This is a genomic window from Streptomyces yongxingensis, from assembly GCF_055597465.1.
Genome location: NZ_CM145717.1, coordinates 5,579,817 through 5,595,903 on the forward strand (window position 1 = coordinate 5,579,817; position 16,087 = coordinate 5,595,903).

Here is a 16,087-nt window from a genome sequence, read left to right on the forward strand (position 1 = left end):
AGTCACCGAAAACGCACAGGGGTTCACAGCGCGAACTGTGCGGTCTATACCTTTTGCGGGAGTGGCCATTGTGTCGCACGGAACAGTGAACGTGACTACTATTCACGTTGATTCGGCTGGATCCCACGGCTTGTCAGGTGGCTCACAATCCCAAACGGGGACTGCTCTTCGTCTCTTGTCAGCCAGGTCACCGGCGTGAAAGGCTCGGCGCGCCCCGTAAGGGGAATCCCCAACTCCGAGGCACCGCTGTGCTGTTGGCTGACCACCCCGCGGCCCGTTTGTGAGAGGGTTGCCCCCGGCGGGGGCGCCGCTGTTCGTGAGTGAGGAATTGCCTCCATGCCCGACCACTCATCTCCCAGGGAATCGCCCGGGGACGGCTCCCCGGCGCGCCGCGGGGTCGCCGAGGCGCCCGCCGAGGACGTCGATGGCGCGGCCTCCGCTACGGCGTTGCTGGGCGCGTACTGGGACGCGGTCGCCGATTACGCGGAGCTGTGCACCACCACCCCGGAAGACGGGATGCGGCTCGCCACCGAGGCGTTCCGGCGGGGCATCCGGGAGACCCGCAACCGCCGTACCCGGGGCTTCGGCAAGCGCCTCCCGTGGCTTCCGCTCTTCCTGACCGCCGTACGGAAGACCGCCGCCGACTGGGACGCCCACCGGCACGGGGACCGGCTCAACCCGGAGCTGCGGACCTGGCTGGCCTCCGACCTCGCCGCCCGGTTCGCCGCACCGCCCCGCGACCAGCCGCTCGCCCTGCGCGCGCTGCGGGACCTGCCGGAGGCGGACGGGGAGCTGCTGTGGCTGGTCGAGGTGGAGGCGCGGTCCACGGAGGCGGTGGCCCGGCAGCTCGGGTACGACCCGGAGCACGCCACCGAGGAGATCGCCCGGGTCCGCGCGGCCTTCCGCGAACGGTGTCAGCGCGCCCATGTGGACACCCTCACCGACGAGGAGTGCCGCGCTTACGCCAAGCTGCTGGACGCCGCCACTCGGGCGCCCGACTCCCCCTCGCCCGCCGACCTGTGGCAGCACCTCGCCCGGTGCCGGACCTGCCGGGACGCCGCCACCTGCATGTATGTGGACGGCGCCGGGCTGCCCGGCGCGCTGGCGGGCGGGGTCATCGGCTGGGGCGCGCACCTCTACCTCAAGCGGCGCCGCGCGCTCGCCGAGCGGGCCCCGGGCGCCGCGCCGAGCGCCCGCGCCGCCGCGCCCACCGCGCACGCGGTCCGCGCGCCGCTCTGGGAGCGGCTGCGCGACCGGGTCCTGGACGCGATCGGGGCGCGGCGGAGCAGACGGGTCGGTGGCGTGGAGGGCAGAGCCGGCGCGGGTGGCAGAGCCGGCGCGGGCGGGGCCGATGGCGCGAGCGGGGCTCGCTCCGGGGGGCACCGGGTCGTCCGGAGCCGCGCCGCCCGCCGCCGGTTACGCAGAGCCCGTACGACGGTCATCCTGGCGGTGATCGCCGTCGTCGCCCTCGCCGCACTGGTCGCGATGACCAGAACCGCCGCGGACTCCGACAACCGCACCGGCGGTTCCATGGGCCCCGAGGTGACCCCCGGCAGCCTGGCCCCCGCCACCTCCTCGCCGTACCACCCCGGCGCCCCCGCCTCCCCCAGCCCCTCGAAGAGCAAGGGCGGGAAGGACGGGAAGGGCTCCGGCGAGGGGCACCGGAAGAAGCCCGGGCGCTCCCCCGCACCGTCCTCCTCGTCCTCCAAGGGCGACTCGGGCTCCGGCTCCGGCTCCGCGTCCGGCCACGGCGGCAAACCGCCCTCCGGCGACCGTGAGCCCGGCGACGACGCCGACTGCACGGCCCGTTTCCAACTGGTCAACGAATGGCCCGACGGCTTCCAGGCCGCCGTCACCCTCACCTCCCGCGAGCCCCTCGACGGCTGGCGGGTCACCTGGACCTTCCCCGGCTCCCAGCGGGTGACGCAGATGTGGAACGGGGAGTTCACCCAGCACGGCTCGAAGGTGACCGCCACCCCGGCCGACTACAACAAGCGGGTCAAGGCCGGTGACCCCCTCTCCATGGGCTTCCTCGGCACCTGGAGCGACGGCAACCGGCCGCCCGGCTCCTTCACCCTGAACGGCCGCCCCTGCGCGGACTGACGACACCGCTCCACCCGGGCCGGACGGCGTGTGGAACGCCGTTCCCACCCGGATGGCGGAACAAGTCCTCCGGCCCCCCGGGGAAACCATCTCGGAATGAGCAGTGTCCTCAGCGGCATCGTGACCCTGCCCCCCGACGCCCCCGCCGGGCGGGCGGCGCGGGTGGTGGTGGAGGTGCGCAACGTGTCCCGCTCCGACGCCCCCGAGTCGATCGTGGCCGCGCAGGTCCTCACGGATGTGCCGCTGAGCCCAGGAGGCCATGTCCCGTTCAGCGTCACCGTCCCCGGGGAGCTGGTCCCGGGGGACAACTACGGGCTGCGGGTCCATGTGGACGTCAGCGGCTCCGGGGTCTTGGAGAACGGCGATCTGGTCAGCGCCGAGGCCAACCCCGTACCGGCCGGATCCACCGCGGGTCTGATCGCCCCGGTCACGATCGTCTGAAGGACGGGTCCCGGCGCGGGGCCGCGCGCCGGGACCCGTCACCTCAGTTGTCGTTCGCCGCGTCGGAATCCGCCCTGTTCGCCGCCGACTCCGCGTCGTGCACCAGCTTGTTCAGCTCGTCCAGCTCGGAGGCGGACGGAGCCGGTGCGGTGGCCGACGGGGCGGACGTCCCCGATGAGCCGTTCGCGCCGTCCGAGCCGTCCGAACCGTCCGAACCGCCGTTGCCGCCGCCGCAGCCGGTGACCAGCGCGGCGCAGAGCAGCGCCGTGGCCGCCACGGCCCAGGGGCCGCGCTTCACTGGGCCGATTCCCTACCGCTGCCGGATCCCGCACCGCGCGCGGCGCACCACGTCCGGACCTTCGACAGGTCCTTCTGCCGCTGCTCGAGCGTCGGCACGAGGGACCTGCGGAAGGTGAGCTTGTGGTTGAGGAAGGTCTGCACCTCGGTGTGGTCCGCCTTCTTCGCCCGCTCGACCCGCTTCGCCAGCCGGGCCACGGACCCACGGACGGTCGCCGGGCCCCTCAGCCGCTTCAGCGCGCGGTCCAGCCGCTTGTCGATCTTCTTGGCGCGCTTGCACAGCCCCCGGGAGCCGTCCCCCGCTCCCTTCGGCGCCTTCGCGCTGGGGGAGGCGGCCGGGGCCGAGGCCGGGGCGCTGCCGTCCGCCGCCGCGATGCCCACCGGACCGAGCAGGGCGGCGGTGGCCGCACACGCCACGAGGACGCTCTTTCCACGGTGCATGGTGCGTTTCCTTCCCTCGGAGCCGGACGGCCGGGGAGGGGCCGGGCCGTCCCGGACCGGGAAACCTAGGAACCTTCTTTGTGGAAACTCTGTGGGAGGGAAGGGCCGGAAGCGCCGGAACGGCCGGGCCGTCCCGGACCGCCGGCGCCGCCCCCGGCTACGGCGCCTCGGCGGGCCGCAGGACGAACCCCACCCCGCGCACCGTGTGCAGCATCCGCGGGCGGCCGCCCGCCTCCAGCTTGCGGCGCAGATAGCTGACGAAGGTGTCCACGGCGTCCGTACGGACGTCGAAGTCATAGCCCCAGACGCGATCCAGTAGCTGATCGCGGGTGAGCACGATCCCGGCGTTGCGGGCGAACACGTCCAGCAGCTCGAACTCGCGCCGGGTCAGCCGCAGCGGCACCCCGTCCAGCCACGCCTCCCGGGCCTCCGGCACCATCTCCAGCGCCCCGGCCCGCACCCGGTCGGTGGCGGCGGGCGGGCGGCGGCGCAGCAGGGCGCGCAGCCGCAGCACCAGCTCCTGCAACGCGAAGGGCTTGACGAGATAGTCGTCGCCCCCGGCCTGGAGCCCGGCCACCCGGTCAGCCACCTCGTCGAGCGCCGACAGCATCAGGACGGGCACGTCATTGCCGTCCGCGCGCAGGCTGCGGCACACCTCGATCCCGCTGAGGTCGGGCATGGAGATGTCCAGGACCACCACATCGGGCGCCCCGTCGCGCACCGCGGCCAGCGCGGCGTGGCCGCCGTCCGCGAGGGTCACGGAGAACCCGCCCAGCCGCAGCCCGCGCTCCAGGGACCGCCGGATGGCCGCGTCGTCATCCGTCACCAGGACGCGACCGCTGCCCGTGCCTGCCATGTCCGTACCACCTCCGGCCGGGCATGGTACGTGCCCCGCCGTGCGCCCGGCCCGCTCCACGGGCCCGGACATGGCCTTTGGGCCAATTGACTCCGTCCCGTCCGCGCCGTGGGATTGGCCTGGTTCACCCTTTTCCCGCCGCGCCCGCCCAGGAGCCGGTGTGTCCCGCGCCCGCGAAGGAGCCAGCGTGTCCCAGCCCGCCACCGCCCCGGATGCCTCGGATGCCCTGGACGCCCTGGACGCGCTGGGGCCCAAGGGGCGCTACCGCTCCCGCCACCGCCTCACCGTCAGCGATGTCACCGGCGCGCCGATGGCCGAACTCTCCCTGGTGCCCCGGCTGTTCGTCACCCGGGCGCTGGCCGCGCTGCGCGCCGCCGACACCCTGCCGCTGGAGGAGCGGCTGGCCGCGCTGAAGCGGGCGGGGGAGCTGTTCGCCACCGGCACCGTGGCCGGGATGTCGGCCGAGGCGTACCAGGGCGCGGTGTGCCGGGTGTCGGGCGCCCCGCTCGCCAACGTGCGGATCGCCGTGGAGGCGATACGGCTCAGCGCCACCGAGGCGTACCGCAGCGTCCAGGCGGCCCGCCCGGTGGGGGCGGTGGGCGATTGGCGCGATCCGTACGCCCGGAGCGGCACCGCGGTGTGGATCCGGCGCGGCGATGTCTTCGCGGTGCACGCCGCCGGCAACCACCCCGCCGTGCACGCCCTGTGGCTGGAGGCGCTGGCGCTGGGCTACCGGGTGGCCGTACGCCCCTCCCGCCGTGAGCCGCTCACCCCCTACCGGCTGGTCAGCGCCCTGCGCGAGGCGGGGTTCGGGACGGATCAGGTGGTGCTGCTGCCCACCGACCACGACGCGGCGGGCGAGATCCTGCACGGCGCGGACCTCTCCATGGTCTACGGCGGCCAGGAGGTCATCGACCGCTACGCCGCCGACCCGGCCGTCCTGCCCAACGGGCCCGGCCGCTCCAAGATCCTGATCACCGCCGACCGGGAGTGGCGCGACCACCTCGATGTCGTGGTCGACTCCATCGCCCGCCACGGCGGCACCGCGTGCGTCAACGCCACCGCCGTGCTCGTCGAGGGTGATCCGGCGCCGGTCGCCGAGGCGCTGGCGGAGCGGCTCGCCGCCCTGCCCAGCCTGCCCCCGCAGGACGAGAAGGCGGTGCTGCCGGTCCATCCGCTGGAGGTCGCGCGCGGTTTCGAGCGCCTGCTGCTCGGCAAGGCCGCGGGCGCCCGGGCCTGGCTGGGCGGCGACGGCGTGGTGGACGACCTCGGCGACGGCAGCGCCGCCCTCCGCCCCGCCGTCTTCCAACTCGACGATCCGCGGGACGCGCGGCTGGGCGTGGAGCTGTCGTTCCCCTGTGTCTGGGTGGCCCCCTGGACGCGGGAGGCGGGGGTCGCCGCGCTCCGGGACAGCCTGGTGGTCACGGCGATCACCGGGGACGAGGCGCTGCTGGACGGGCTGCTCGCCGAGCCGTCCATCAAGAACCTCTACATCGGCGACCACCCCACCCACTGGATCGCGCCGGGCATCCCGCACGACGCGTATCTCGGCGAGTTCCTGATGCGTACGAAGGCCGTCATCCGCGGCTGAGGGCGCCTGATCCAGCACCGGCCGAGGGCGCCGGAACCACCATCCGGCCGAGCGCGCCTGATCCACCATCCGTACCTGCCGCCACCCGCGAGGAGCATCCCGTGCCGACAGCTTCCCTTTCGGTGCTCGACATCCCCTTCGACGAGCGCCCCGACCCCGACGAGTACATCCGCGCCGCCATGGAGTGGCACTTCGGCCCGGACACCGGCTCCCCGTTCTGGCTGCGGAAGGCGCAGGCGCTGGACTTCGATCCGCGGCGGGACGTCAAGGGCGTCGCCGATCTCGCGCTCTTCCCCAATGTCACCGGCGAGCTGCGCGAGGTGCCGGTGCGCGATCTGATCCCCCAGGGCTACGGCGCCGACGCCCGGATCGTCGGGGTCTTCGAAAGCGGCGGCACCACCGGCGCGCCCAAGCGGATCGTGTGCCTGCGCGACTGGCTGGACCGCCTCACCCACGGGCTGAGCACCGACCTCGACGGGCTCGGCATCCCGCGCGGGGTGGACTGGCTCGCCATCGCCCCCAGCGGCCCCCATATGGTCGGCGAGATGGTCGCGGGCACGGCCGCCCGGCACGGTGGGCTGATGTTCCGCGTCGACATGGATCCGCGGTGGGTGAAGAAGCTGATCTCCGCCGGGAAGGCCGAGGAGACCGACGCCTATGTGAACCATCTGGTGGAGCAGGCGGCGTACGTCCTGCGCACCCAGGACATCGGGGTGCTGATGACCACCCCGCCGCTGCTGGAGCGGCTGGCCCGGCACGACGACCTCATCGAGCTGATCGGGGAGAAGGTCAAGGGCATCATGTGGGGCGGCGCCCATATTTACGCCGACACCCGCGATCTGCTGCGCACCGAGGTCTTCCCCGGCTGTGAGCTGTACGGCACCTACGGCAACACCATGATCCTCGGCGGTGCCACCGAGCGGCTGGGGCTCGGCCCGGACGAGCCGTGTGTCTTCGATCCGCGTACGCCGTTCGTCACCTTCTCGGTGGTGGACCCGGCGAGCGGGGCGCCGGTGGCGTACGGCGAGCGCGGGCAGGTGGTGATGAACCACGTCAGCAAGTCCGCCCTGCTGCCGAACAACCTCGAGCGGGATCTGGCGATCCGCGTCCCGCCGCCGGAGGGCGCGGTCGGGGACTCGGTGGCCGATGTGGGGCCGGTGGCGATGTTCGACGACGAGGTCGTGATCGAGGGCGTCTACTAGGCGTCCACTAACAGACACCTGGACGCCGGGGGTGGCGGCGCGGCTGACACCGGGCCGCCACCAGGCGTTTGCCGCGTTCCGCCATGGACCCATTCAGTCGCGACAGTCGCAGTGGTTACGATCTGGCGCGATGGGCAGAGGGCAGGGCGGAGGAGAGGCCCGCATACGGAGGGGCCACATACGGAGGGACCCGGTGCGCGGCACCGTGCCTTCCGTGCTCTGCCGTGCCGTGCTGCTGCTCGCCGCGGCGATATGGATGGCGCCCTCGTGCGCCCAGCCCGCCGCCGGCCACAGCGCCCTGTCGACGGGGTGCCGCCCGCACCGCCTGGCGGAGACCGCGTCGGCCCAGCCGTACGAGGAGCCGGTCGCGTATCCGGCTCCGGGGCACCGCCCGTTCGACACCTCCGGCTCGGGCACCGGAAGCGACGACTGCGTCGCGGGCCCCCGGGGAGTGGTCCAGGCCCTGATGCCCACGCCCGTACCCCCGCCCGCCCTCGCCGAGGTTCCACCGCCCGACGGCCCCCGGGACCCGGACTCCGCCCGGGCGCCGCCGGACCACCCCGTCCGCGCCCTCGGCCTCCACCAACTCCAAGTACTTCGGACCTAGGCCGACGCCGGTCACCGCGATGCACCGCTCCACCCATCCAGTGTGCGAACTGCGCGAACTGCGCGAACTGCGAGGTTGAGGACAGCCATGGGCTCCAAGGGATCGAAGACGAAGGGCACGGCGGCCGACCGCCGCGCGAAGATAGAGGAGTTGCGCCGCGCCGAGAAGGCGCGCGAGCGCCGGTACCGGATCATCACCATCACCTCGGTCACGGTGATCGTCGCCGGACTGGCCGTCGGGGGCTACTTCCTCGTCGACGCGAGCGACAAGAAGGAGGAGAAGGCGGCCAAGGTCACCTCCTCGGTCGTGAAGACCGGTGAGTTCAAGGGCATGAAGACCTGGAAGAACCTGGGCCGGACGCATGTCCAGGGCACGGTGAAGTACGCGATGTCGCCGCCGGTCGGCGGAAACCACAACCAGGTCTGGCAGAACTGCAACGGCGATGTCTACACCAAGCCGCTGACCAAGGAGAACGCGGTGCACTCGCTGGAGCACGGCGCGGTGTGGGTGACGTACACCGACAAGGCGTCGAAGGAGGACATCGCCACCCTCTCGGCGCGGGTCAAGAAGACCCCGTACTCGTTGATGAGCCCCTACCAGGAGCAGGACGCGCCGATCGTCCTCAACGCCTGGGGCAATCAGCTCGACATCCAAAAGGCGTCCGACCCGCGGGTGGCCGACTTCTTCAAGAAGTTCGTCCAGGGCAAGCAGACGCCCGAGCCCGGCGCCTACTGCACCAACGGGAAGACTTCGTGAGCGACGGGACCGCCGTCGGCCGCGCCTCCCGCCAGCCGCTGGTGGCGGGGGTCGCCGCCGCCCTCGCCCTGCTGACGCTGGTGGCGGTGGCGGTGCTGTGGCTGACGAGCGACCGCTCGGAGGGCTCGACCGACACGGGGACGCCGAAGGACACCTCGGCCGAGGCCGGTTTCGCCCGCGACATGGCCGTCCACCACCAGCAGGCGGTGGAGATGTCGTTCATCGTGCGCGACCGCACCGGCGACGACGAGGTGCGGCGGCTGGCGTTCGACATCGCCAGCACCCAGGCCACCCAGGCCGGGATGCTCCAGGGCTGGCTGGACATGTGGGGGCTGGACAAGACGTCCGAGGACCCGCCGATGACGTGGATGAAGCACATGTCGTCGGACGGCATGGAGGGCATGGACCACGGCTCGATGAAGGGCATGCGCTCCCCGTACAAGCCGCACGACGGCTCGCTCATGCCGGGCATGGCCACCAACAGCCAGCTCGACGAGTTGCGCAAGGCCAAGGGCAAGGCGGCCGAGGTGCTCTTCCTGAAGCTGATGACCGCCCATCACAAGGGCGGCGTCGAGATGGCGAAGGGCGCGGTCGAGCTGGTCAAGAACTCGACCGAGAAGCACCTGGCCCGGACGATGGTCCAGGGCCAGCAGTCGGAGATCCAGCTGATGGCCGACATGCTCAAGGCACGCGGCGCGTCCTCCTGACGCCGCCCCACCGATGGCGCCCCTCGCCCCTCGGGGGTCCGGCCCCACGGGGCCTGCCCCACCGGGTCTGCCCCACGGGGCCGCGGGGCGCCATCACCCCTGCCGCACGAACACACCCGACCGGGCCGCCTGATACGTCGTCTCGACGGCGGTGTGCACCAGCCGCTCGTCGATGGACCCGCGCAGGATGAGCACCCGGTAGTAAAGCGGCGCCCCCAGCGAGGCGATGACCTCCCACGCGTCGGTGTCCTCGGGGATGTCCCCCCGCTCCACCGCGTTCCGCACGATCAGGGTCACCTCCTCGGTCCGCCGTACGAACGCGTTACGGAGGATCTCCTCGACCCCGGTGTCATGCGCGGCGGCCGCGATCAGCCCCTGCATGACGTTGCGGTTGCGCAGCGCGTTGTTGAAGTCCGCGATGGCCTGGGTGAGTTCCATCAGATCCCGATGGAAGTCACCGGTGTCCGGGGTGGGCAGCGCCGAACTGCGCTCGGCCAGCAGATCGACGACCACCCCCTCCACCGTGCGCCAGCGCCGCCGGATGGTCGACACATGCACCCCCGACCGCCGCGCGAGCCGATCGAGGGTGAGCGCGGCGAACGAGTCGCGGTCGAGCTCCTCGTACGCGGCCGCCAACACGGCGGCCCGAGTCCGGGCCGTACGCCCCCCGGGGCGAGCCGACCCATGCGGTGGTCGCTCTGTCATGACGCGCCGACTCTACGGCCCCTCCACCCTCGTGAGCACCAGATCTTCACGACATCGGGGCGCCGAACGCCCGGTAACCCATTGCACGGCGTACACACCCCTCGCTAGTGTGACACCCGTTACTTAATGCGCGCGACGGCGCATTAGGCCAACATGGCGCAGAGTTTGCCGGACCTTCCTCACGAGGGGAAGGAAGGTCCAGCACGCTTCTCTTCTTCCTCATGGTCTTCAGGGCGGGGCGGTCGGGTGAGGTCACCGTACGTACCACTTCGATGCGCGAGTGGGACGTCGCGTCCTAGCCGTCCAGGTTGAGCCGGTCGGCCAGTTCGGTCACCGGAGAGGTACGGCGGCGCTCGCGGCCGCGTAGTTCGGCCACTACCCGCCGGGCCGTTCCGTGGTAGCGCATCCACTCCGCCGCATCGCCCTCCGCGGCCAGGAGGGCGCGAATGGCGCTGTCGTCCTTGCCGAGGTCGACGCAGGCCAGGGCACGGTCGACATGGAACCGGGCCCGCCATGTCGGCGGAAGCCGATGGAGTTCGGGGACGGCACGGGCCGCGGTCAGCGCCTTCGCGCCGCGCTCCATCTCCACCAGGAAGTTGACCTTGGCGACACCGACATTGGTCGGGCCGAACGGTGTGGCGTAGTCGAGGCGGTCCTCGCCGATACGGGAGGCGGCGGCCGTCGCCATGTTGAGCAGTTCGTCCACGGCGTCGTGCTTGCCGCGTCGCACGGCCGCGGTCGCGGCACGCAGCAGCAGGATTCCCCACAGGGACAGTTCGATGGGCCGGGACCGGAATCCGGGCTCGATCCGCTCTGCGGCGGTCAGGGCGACGCGCTCGGCGTCCTCCAGCCGCCCCTGCTTGGTGAGGATCCACGACAACGTGGAGACGCCCATGGTCTCGAGGTGTGGATCGTCCGACCGCCGGGCGGCCTCCATGGAGCGCTCCAACGCCGTGAACCCGGCATCCTCCTTGCCCAGTGCGGCCAGCGTGGTGGCCGCCACCTGATACGCCTCGGCGAGCACCGCGTGGGCCGCGGCGGCGTCGGCGCCGCTGTGGGCGTGTGCCGCCGTCCTGGCGTCCCGGATGAGCTGGGGCAGCAGGACGCCGATCTCGGCCATCCGCCCCTCGCGCCGGACGCGTTCGGTGGACCGTAACGCGGCGCGCAGGGCCCCGACGGTGGGCGGCGCCTCGGGATCGGTGTCCTCACCGAGGAGTTCGGTCAGCGGGGAGACGGCCTGCCGCAGCGCGAGCACGGACGGCGAGTCGCCCTCCTGACGAGCCTCGAAGGTGGTCGGCTGACCGATCAATACGGACGGTTCCACATCGAGCGCGCGGGCGAGGGCGTTGATCGTCGAGAGCCGCGCCGTCTGCCGCTGCCCCTGTTCCAGCTTGCGCACCACGTCCACGGACAACTCCGCCCGTTCGGCGAGCCGCTCCTGGGTGAGCTTGCGCCGGACCCGGAACCGAGCGATCCGCTCCCCGAGCCCCTGCTCGTCCTCACAGCCCATGGCCCCTGGTCCCCCCACTCACCATCAGGTATCAGGCGGATGTGGCTTCCACGCTACGCCCTGGCGCACACCTCGGGGGAAGAACCTTGCCCCCGGTGGCCCGGATCGCGGCTGCCGGCGATTGCCCTGTCCGTGCTCCCAATCCTCGCGGAGCACTCCATAGACGATGGAGTCCCGCCAGGCCCCACGCTGCCGTGGACGGCCAGGACCGCGTCCATGCCATCGACGGTGAATTCGCGAAGTGAGAGGCGAGTTAAGACGTGTCCCCCGGCGGTGCGTGACGCGCCTCCGGGGGACGAAGGGTCAGTGCAGGTGGGCCGGGGTGAATTGGACGGGGAGGGCGGCCATGCCGCGCATCATCAGGGTGACGCGCCATTCGAGGTCGTCCGCGGGGACGGAGAGGGTGACGTCCGGGAGGCGGTCGAGGAGGACCTCGATGGCGGCGGTGGCGATGACCTCGGCGATTTCGCGGGCGGCCGGGGGGCAGCCGTGTTTGCCGTGGCTGAAGGCCATATGGGCCTGGTTGCCGTCGGCGCCGGAGTGGAAGTCCGGGCGGACGTCGGGGTCGGCGTTGGCCGCGGCGAGGCCCAGCATCAGGCAGTCGCCCTTTCGGATGCGGCGTCCGCCGAGCATGGTGTCCTCGGCGGCCCAGCGGCCGATCCAGAACGGGACCGGGGTGTCCTCCCACAGCACCTCGTTGAGCGCCTGGCCGACGCTTCGGCGGCCGCCGGAGAGGGTGATGGCGAACCGTTCGTCCGTCAGCATCAGCCGGAGGGCGTTGCCGATCAGGTCGCTGGTGGGCTGCTGGACGGCGTAGATGGAGCCGAGCAGATCGTTGACGATCTCGTCATCGGTGAGCCCGGCGGGGTGGGACACCAGACGGGCGGCGACGTTGACCTGGTCGGGGCTCTCCCGGACGCGCTTGATCAGCGCCTCCATCCGGGTCTGCATGTTCTGCAGCGCGATGGGGGCGTCGTTCCCGGTGAGGTGGAGCGAATCGTCCTGGACGGCGGCGGATTCGGTGGCGTCCAGGCCGTAGAGCCGGGTCACCACCCGCAGCGGGATCAGGCTGGCGTACTCGGCCACCAGATCGGCCCGGCCGCTGCCCGCGAAGGTGTCGATCAGCCGGTCGGCGACGCGCTCGCACTCCGCGCGCAGCTCGAACTGGTCCACCGACGCCAGGCCGTCGCAGATCGCCTCGGACCGCCGCTGGTGGTCGGCGCCCTCGCTGAACAGCATGGTCGGGCGGTAGCCGACGAAGGTCGTCAACTCCCAGTCGGGCGGCACCAGATGCCAGGAGTGCCAGCGGCGGGAGTCACGCGCGAACAGATTGGGATCGGTGGTGACCCGGACCACCTCGCGGTAGCCGAGCACCGTCCAGACCGGGATCTTGCCGTCCAGCAGGACGGGCACGACCGGGCCGTGGTCCCGGCGCAGCTCGCGGTAGAGCTCCATCGGTTCGTCCCGGAACCGCTGGTAGTCCAGCGGCACCGACCCGGGGGGCACCACCCCGTCGGGCGGCGCGGGGGCCGACGGGAAGACGGGCTGGGGCGCGGCCCCGGGCAGGTCATCCAGCGGGGACGTGGGGTCAGGGGTGGTCACGCGGTGGTCTCCCCGGCGGAGCCGTTGGTGGACAGGGAGTAGAGGTAGCGGGCGAGCGCGACCAGTACGGCCTTGCTGGAGTCGCGCTTGCGGGCGTCGCATTCGATCATCGGCACCTCGGGCGGGAGGTCGAGTGCCTCCCGCACCTCCTCCAGCGTGTGCTGCGGCTCGGTGAAGTTGTTGCGGGCCACGATGAACGGGGTGCCGTGGTGCTCCAGCCGGTCCAGCGCGTACCAGGAGTCGGAGAGCCGGTTGGTGTCCACCAGGACGACCGCGCCCAGCGTCCCGGAGAACAGCCGGTCCCACAGGAACCAGAACCGCTCCTGGCCCGGGGCGCCGAACAGGTAGAGCACCATCTGCTCGTCCAGGCTGATCCGGCCGAAGTCGAAGGCCACCGTGGTGGTGGTCTTGTTCCGCACGAACGAGGCGTCGTCGATGCCGATGCCCGCCTGCGTCATCGTCTCCTCGGTGCTGAGCGGGCGGATCTCGCTGACGGACTGCACCATCGTCGTCTTGCCGACGCCGAACCCGCCGACGATCACGATCTTCAGACCGTCGCTCGCGCTCTCCCGCAGCGGGGCGTGCCCGGCGCCGCCGGGAAGCGCGGTGCTCACGGTGGTCTCAGAGATTCTGGAGTGCAACGAGCACCTTCTTCAGGGTTTCGGGCCCGGGCAGCCGGCCGCCGGGGCGGGCCGCATGCGGATGGCGCGCGGTGATCCGGCCGGTGTCCAGCAGATCGCACAGCAGGATCTTGACCACGCTGACGGGCAGTTCCAGATACGAGGAGATCTCCACGACCGACAGGGGGCGGCGGCACATCCGCAGGATCTTGACGTGCTCGGACTGCATGCCGGGGGTGGGATCGCTTTCGCTGACGATCAGCGTGACCATGTCGAACCGGCTCTCGTCCGCCCGGCTGCGGCCGCCGGTGACGGTGTACAGCCGGTCCGGCCCCTCCTTGTCCAGCGGCCCTCGGATCATGCCTTCGCCCCGCCGCCACTGCCGCCCGCTTCCACCCGCGGAGCAGCCCGCAGGTGGTCGCCGATCTGCTCGACCAACTCGTTCATGTTGTGGCCGATGATGCCGACATCGGCGTCGTCATGGGCCACTACGGCGAGATGGGCGCCTTCGCCGGCCTCGACGATGAACAGAATTCCCCCGTGGAACTCCGTCATCGACTGCCGTACGCCGCCGCTGCCGTCGCCGAACTCGATGGACGCGCCATGGGCGAGGCTCTGGATGCCCGACGCGATGGCCGCCAGCTGATCGGCCTGGTCCACGGACAACCCGGAGGAGAGGCACAGCTTGAGCCCGTCCCGCGACAGCACCAGGGCGTGGCGCGACCCCGGAGTCTTCTCCAGCAGGTTCTCCAACAGCCAGTCCAAGCTGCGGTCGGTGGTGTTCATCGGCGTTCCTTCTGTCACGGCTTGTCGTTCTCGGCAGGCTCGGTGGACTCGGCAGGCTCGGCGGTCTCGGTGTGATCTGCGGATACCGAAGGCTCGGTGTCACACGGTGCACCGGCGGCGGAAGTACCGCGGGCCGCCTGGCGGAAGGCGCCGAAGCGGGCTCCGGCTTCCTCGGGTCGTGGACGGCTGGTCTTGGGCTTGGGTTCCGTCCCGGCCGCCTGGGCGGCCGCGCGGGTGGCGGCGGCCAGCGTCTCGCCACGGCGCCGCTTGGGCAGTCCGTTGACCCGCGAGGGCTCCTCGGAGGGCTCCGGCGAGGGGGACGGGGCGGTCTCCGGCGACGTGGCCGGGGAGGCGGCCGGGGCGGACGCCGTCGGTGCGGGCGCCGTCGGTGCGGGCGCGACCGTGGCGGTGGACGCGCTCGTGGCGGTGGACGCGCTCGCGGTGGTGGACGCGGCCGACGTCTGCCGGGGGATCCCGGTGCGGACGGTGCCCGGCGCGTCGAGGACGACGGCGTCCTGGTTGATGTGCGTGACCAACTGCTGCGGGATCAGGACGACGACACCGGTGCCGCCCCGCGCGGACGGCCGGAAGGAGACGGTGAGCCCGTGCTTGCGGGCCAGACAGCCGACGACCGCCAGGCCCAGCCGGGTGCCGGACAGGCTCATCAGGTCCAGGCTCTCGGAGGAGACGGCCTTCTGGGCGCGGTCCAGGGCGGCCGGACCCATCACCAGGCCACCGTCCTCGACGGTCACCACGACGCCCGCGTGCGTCTCCTCGACGTACACGTGCACCTCCTCGGTGGGAGGCGAGAAGCTGGCCGCGTTGTCCATCAGCTCGGCGAGCGCGTGCATGACGCCCTCGGCCGCGTAACCGGCCACCGCGGCGTTGCTGGTCGAGTGGACCCGCACCCGCTGGTAGGCGCTGATCCGGCCGATCGCGCCGCGCAGCACGGACTCCATGACGATCGGCTTGGTCCAGCGGCGCCCGGAGCGGGCACCGGTCAGCACCGCGATGCTGTCCGCGATCCGGCCCGCCTGGGCGGTGGTGTGGTCCAGCTTCAGCAGATCGCCGAGGACGGTCTCGTCGTGGCGGTTCTCCATCTCCCGGAGGTCGGCCAGCATGCTGGTGGCCAGCGCCTGGACGCGGCCCGCGGCGTTGGCGCACGCGGCCATCGCGGAGGCGCGCATCCGCTCACCGTCGCCGATCTCGCGCAGCAGGGTCCGCAGCAGGTACTGATGGGCCCGGCTGGTGGGGCGCTCCATGCGGTTGATCACGGTTTCCACCGAACCGCCCTCGCGCAGTTGCCGCACTGCGGAAGGAATCGTTTCCTCGGCGAGCCGGGTGGCCTCGATCTCCTGCGCGGCGGCCGCGGTCTCCAGAGCGGTGACCCGCTCCTGGAGACGGCCGATGGTCCGCGAACGGTTGGCGGCGACCGCGAGCGCCACCCCCAGCAGCACGGCGGCGGCTCCGCAGAAGACGGCGACGAAGGCGCGCTGGGCGGATGGCACCGCGGTGGTCACCCACAGTCCCGCTCCGGCGGCGACGACGACTGCCAGGAGGGGGACGGTCAGGGCCCCGCGCGTCACCGAGGGCCCTTTGTACGGATGGCTGGATATGTGTGCTGACATCTATCAGGTCCTCATGGGCGCGTTGAGGGTTTTTGGCTGGACCACGCGGACATCAAGCCGTGGGCGCCACATGTTAGTAGAGTCACGTCAGTTTGACCGGGCCCTCTCAACACATGGATCATGACGGTCCGTCAAATCGAGGCGCCGAGAAGCGTCAAGTTCCGGACGCATATGACGCTGCCATTGACGCCGCCGTCGTCGGCCCGCCCGGCGACGCAACGGAATCGCCGGCTCG

The 16,087-nt window shown here is 71.9% G+C and carries 17 protein-coding genes; 7 read left to right on the forward strand and 10 right to left on the reverse strand.

Features of this window, described 5'->3' with window-relative positions; genetic code table 11:
- The first annotated feature begins 336 nt into the window (after nt 1–336).
- Together ACZ6TD_RS23950 and ACZ6TD_RS23955 are read left to right on the forward strand one after the other, a co-directional pair.
- Entirely contained in the window at nt 337–2,103 is a 1,767-nt protein-coding gene (locus ACZ6TD_RS23950; protein WP_471357371.1) for a cellulose binding domain-containing protein, read from the forward strand.
- Between the two features lie 96 nt (nt 2,104–2,199).
- Entirely contained in the window at nt 2,200–2,544 is a 345-nt protein-coding gene (locus ACZ6TD_RS23955) for a hypothetical protein (RefSeq protein ID WP_471357374.1), read from the forward strand.
- A 43-nt stretch (nt 2,545–2,587) separates the two neighbouring features.
- On the opposite strand, the gene ACZ6TD_RS23960 is transcribed toward ACZ6TD_RS23955, so the two are convergent.
- The 3 genes from ACZ6TD_RS23960 to ACZ6TD_RS23970 all read right to left on the reverse strand — a co-directional run bounded on the left by ACZ6TD_RS23960 (nt 2,588) and on the right by ACZ6TD_RS23970 (nt 4,138).
- Nucleotides 2,588–2,842: a hypothetical protein gene (locus ACZ6TD_RS23960; protein WP_471357377.1), complete on the reverse strand. Its 255-nt coding sequence runs from the start codon at nt 2,840–2,842 to the stop codon at nt 2,588–2,590.
- Nucleotides 2,839–3,282: a hypothetical protein gene (locus ACZ6TD_RS23965; RefSeq protein WP_471357379.1), complete on the reverse strand. Its 444-nt coding sequence runs from the start codon at nt 3,280–3,282 to the stop codon at nt 2,839–2,841. The genes ACZ6TD_RS23960 and ACZ6TD_RS23965 overlap by 4 nt, the downstream gene beginning before the upstream one ends.
- Nucleotides 3,283–3,439: 157 nt before the next feature.
- Nucleotides 3,440–4,138 (reverse strand): response regulator transcription factor, encoded by a 699-nt coding sequence (locus ACZ6TD_RS23970; protein WP_471357381.1) that lies wholly within the window; start codon nt 4,136–4,138, stop codon nt 3,440–3,442.
- Between the two features lie 187 nt (nt 4,139–4,325).
- Here ACZ6TD_RS23970 and ACZ6TD_RS23975 point away from each other — a divergent pair, with 187 nt between their 5' ends.
- From ACZ6TD_RS23975 to ACZ6TD_RS23995, 5 genes are all read left to right on the forward strand, one after another.
- A complete protein-coding gene (locus tag ACZ6TD_RS23975) occupies nt 4,326–5,729 on the forward strand; it encodes an aldehyde dehydrogenase family protein (RefSeq protein WP_471357384.1) in 1,404 nt (467 codons plus the stop codon).
- A gap of 101 nt (nt 5,730–5,830) precedes the next feature.
- Complete coding sequence (locus ACZ6TD_RS23980) at nt 5,831–6,931, forward strand: phenylacetate--CoA ligase family protein (RefSeq protein WP_471357387.1); 1,101 nt, start codon at nt 5,831–5,833, stop codon at nt 6,929–6,931.
- 193 nt (nt 6,932–7,124) lie between these two features.
- Entirely contained in the window at nt 7,125–7,538 is a 414-nt protein-coding gene (locus ACZ6TD_RS23985; protein ID WP_471357389.1) for a hypothetical protein, read from the forward strand.
- Nucleotides 7,539–7,625: 87 nt separating this feature from the next.
- A complete protein-coding gene (locus tag ACZ6TD_RS23990; RefSeq protein ID WP_471357391.1) occupies nt 7,626–8,294 on the forward strand; it encodes a DUF3105 domain-containing protein in 669 nt (222 codons plus the stop codon).
- Nucleotides 8,291–9,001, forward strand: a complete 711-nt coding sequence (locus ACZ6TD_RS23995; protein WP_471357395.1) for a DUF305 domain-containing protein — start codon at nt 8,291–8,293, stop codon at nt 8,999–9,001. The genes ACZ6TD_RS23990 and ACZ6TD_RS23995 overlap by 4 nt, the downstream gene beginning before the upstream one ends.
- 93 nt (nt 9,002–9,094) lie before the next feature.
- Here ACZ6TD_RS23995 and ACZ6TD_RS24000 read toward each other — a convergent pair whose 3' ends face one another.
- The 7 genes from ACZ6TD_RS24000 to ACZ6TD_RS24030 form a co-directional block, all read right to left on the reverse strand.
- The gene (locus ACZ6TD_RS24000) at nt 9,095–9,706 is read right to left on the reverse strand and encodes a TetR-like C-terminal domain-containing protein (RefSeq protein WP_471357398.1); all 612 of its coding nucleotides are present in this window, start codon (nt 9,704–9,706) and stop codon (nt 9,095–9,097) included.
- A 295-nt stretch (nt 9,707–10,001) separates the two neighbouring features.
- A complete protein-coding gene (locus tag ACZ6TD_RS24005; RefSeq protein ID WP_471357402.1) occupies nt 10,002–11,216 on the reverse strand; it encodes a helix-turn-helix domain-containing protein in 1,215 nt (404 codons plus the stop codon).
- A 303-nt stretch (nt 11,217–11,519) separates the two neighbouring features.
- Nucleotides 11,520–12,818 (reverse strand): cytochrome P450, encoded by a 1,299-nt coding sequence (locus ACZ6TD_RS24010; RefSeq protein WP_471357405.1) that lies wholly within the window; start codon nt 12,816–12,818, stop codon nt 11,520–11,522.
- On the reverse strand, nt 12,815–13,459 hold the full coding sequence (locus tag ACZ6TD_RS24015) for a GTP-binding protein (protein ID WP_471357408.1): 645 nt from the start codon (nt 13,457–13,459) through the stop codon (nt 12,815–12,817). The genes ACZ6TD_RS24010 and ACZ6TD_RS24015 overlap by 4 nt, the downstream gene beginning before the upstream one ends.
- On the reverse strand, nt 13,440–13,799 hold the full coding sequence (locus ACZ6TD_RS24020; RefSeq protein WP_020869869.1) for a DUF742 domain-containing protein: 360 nt from the start codon (nt 13,797–13,799) through the stop codon (nt 13,440–13,442). Before ACZ6TD_RS24020 ends, ACZ6TD_RS24015 begins: the two co-directional genes overlap by 20 nt.
- Nucleotides 13,796–14,224, reverse strand: coding sequence for a roadblock/LC7 domain-containing protein (locus ACZ6TD_RS24025; RefSeq protein WP_020869870.1), 429 nt, complete (start codon nt 14,222–14,224; stop codon nt 13,796–13,798). The genes ACZ6TD_RS24020 and ACZ6TD_RS24025 overlap by 4 nt, the downstream gene beginning before the upstream one ends.
- A gap of 14 nt (nt 14,225–14,238) precedes the next feature.
- Nucleotides 14,239–15,852 carry a sensor histidine kinase gene (locus ACZ6TD_RS24030; RefSeq protein WP_471357411.1) on the reverse strand — a complete coding sequence of 538 codons (1,614 nt, stop codon included), beginning with the start codon at nt 15,850–15,852 and terminating at the stop codon, nt 14,239–14,241.
- Nucleotides 15,853–16,087 lie beyond the last annotated feature (235 nt).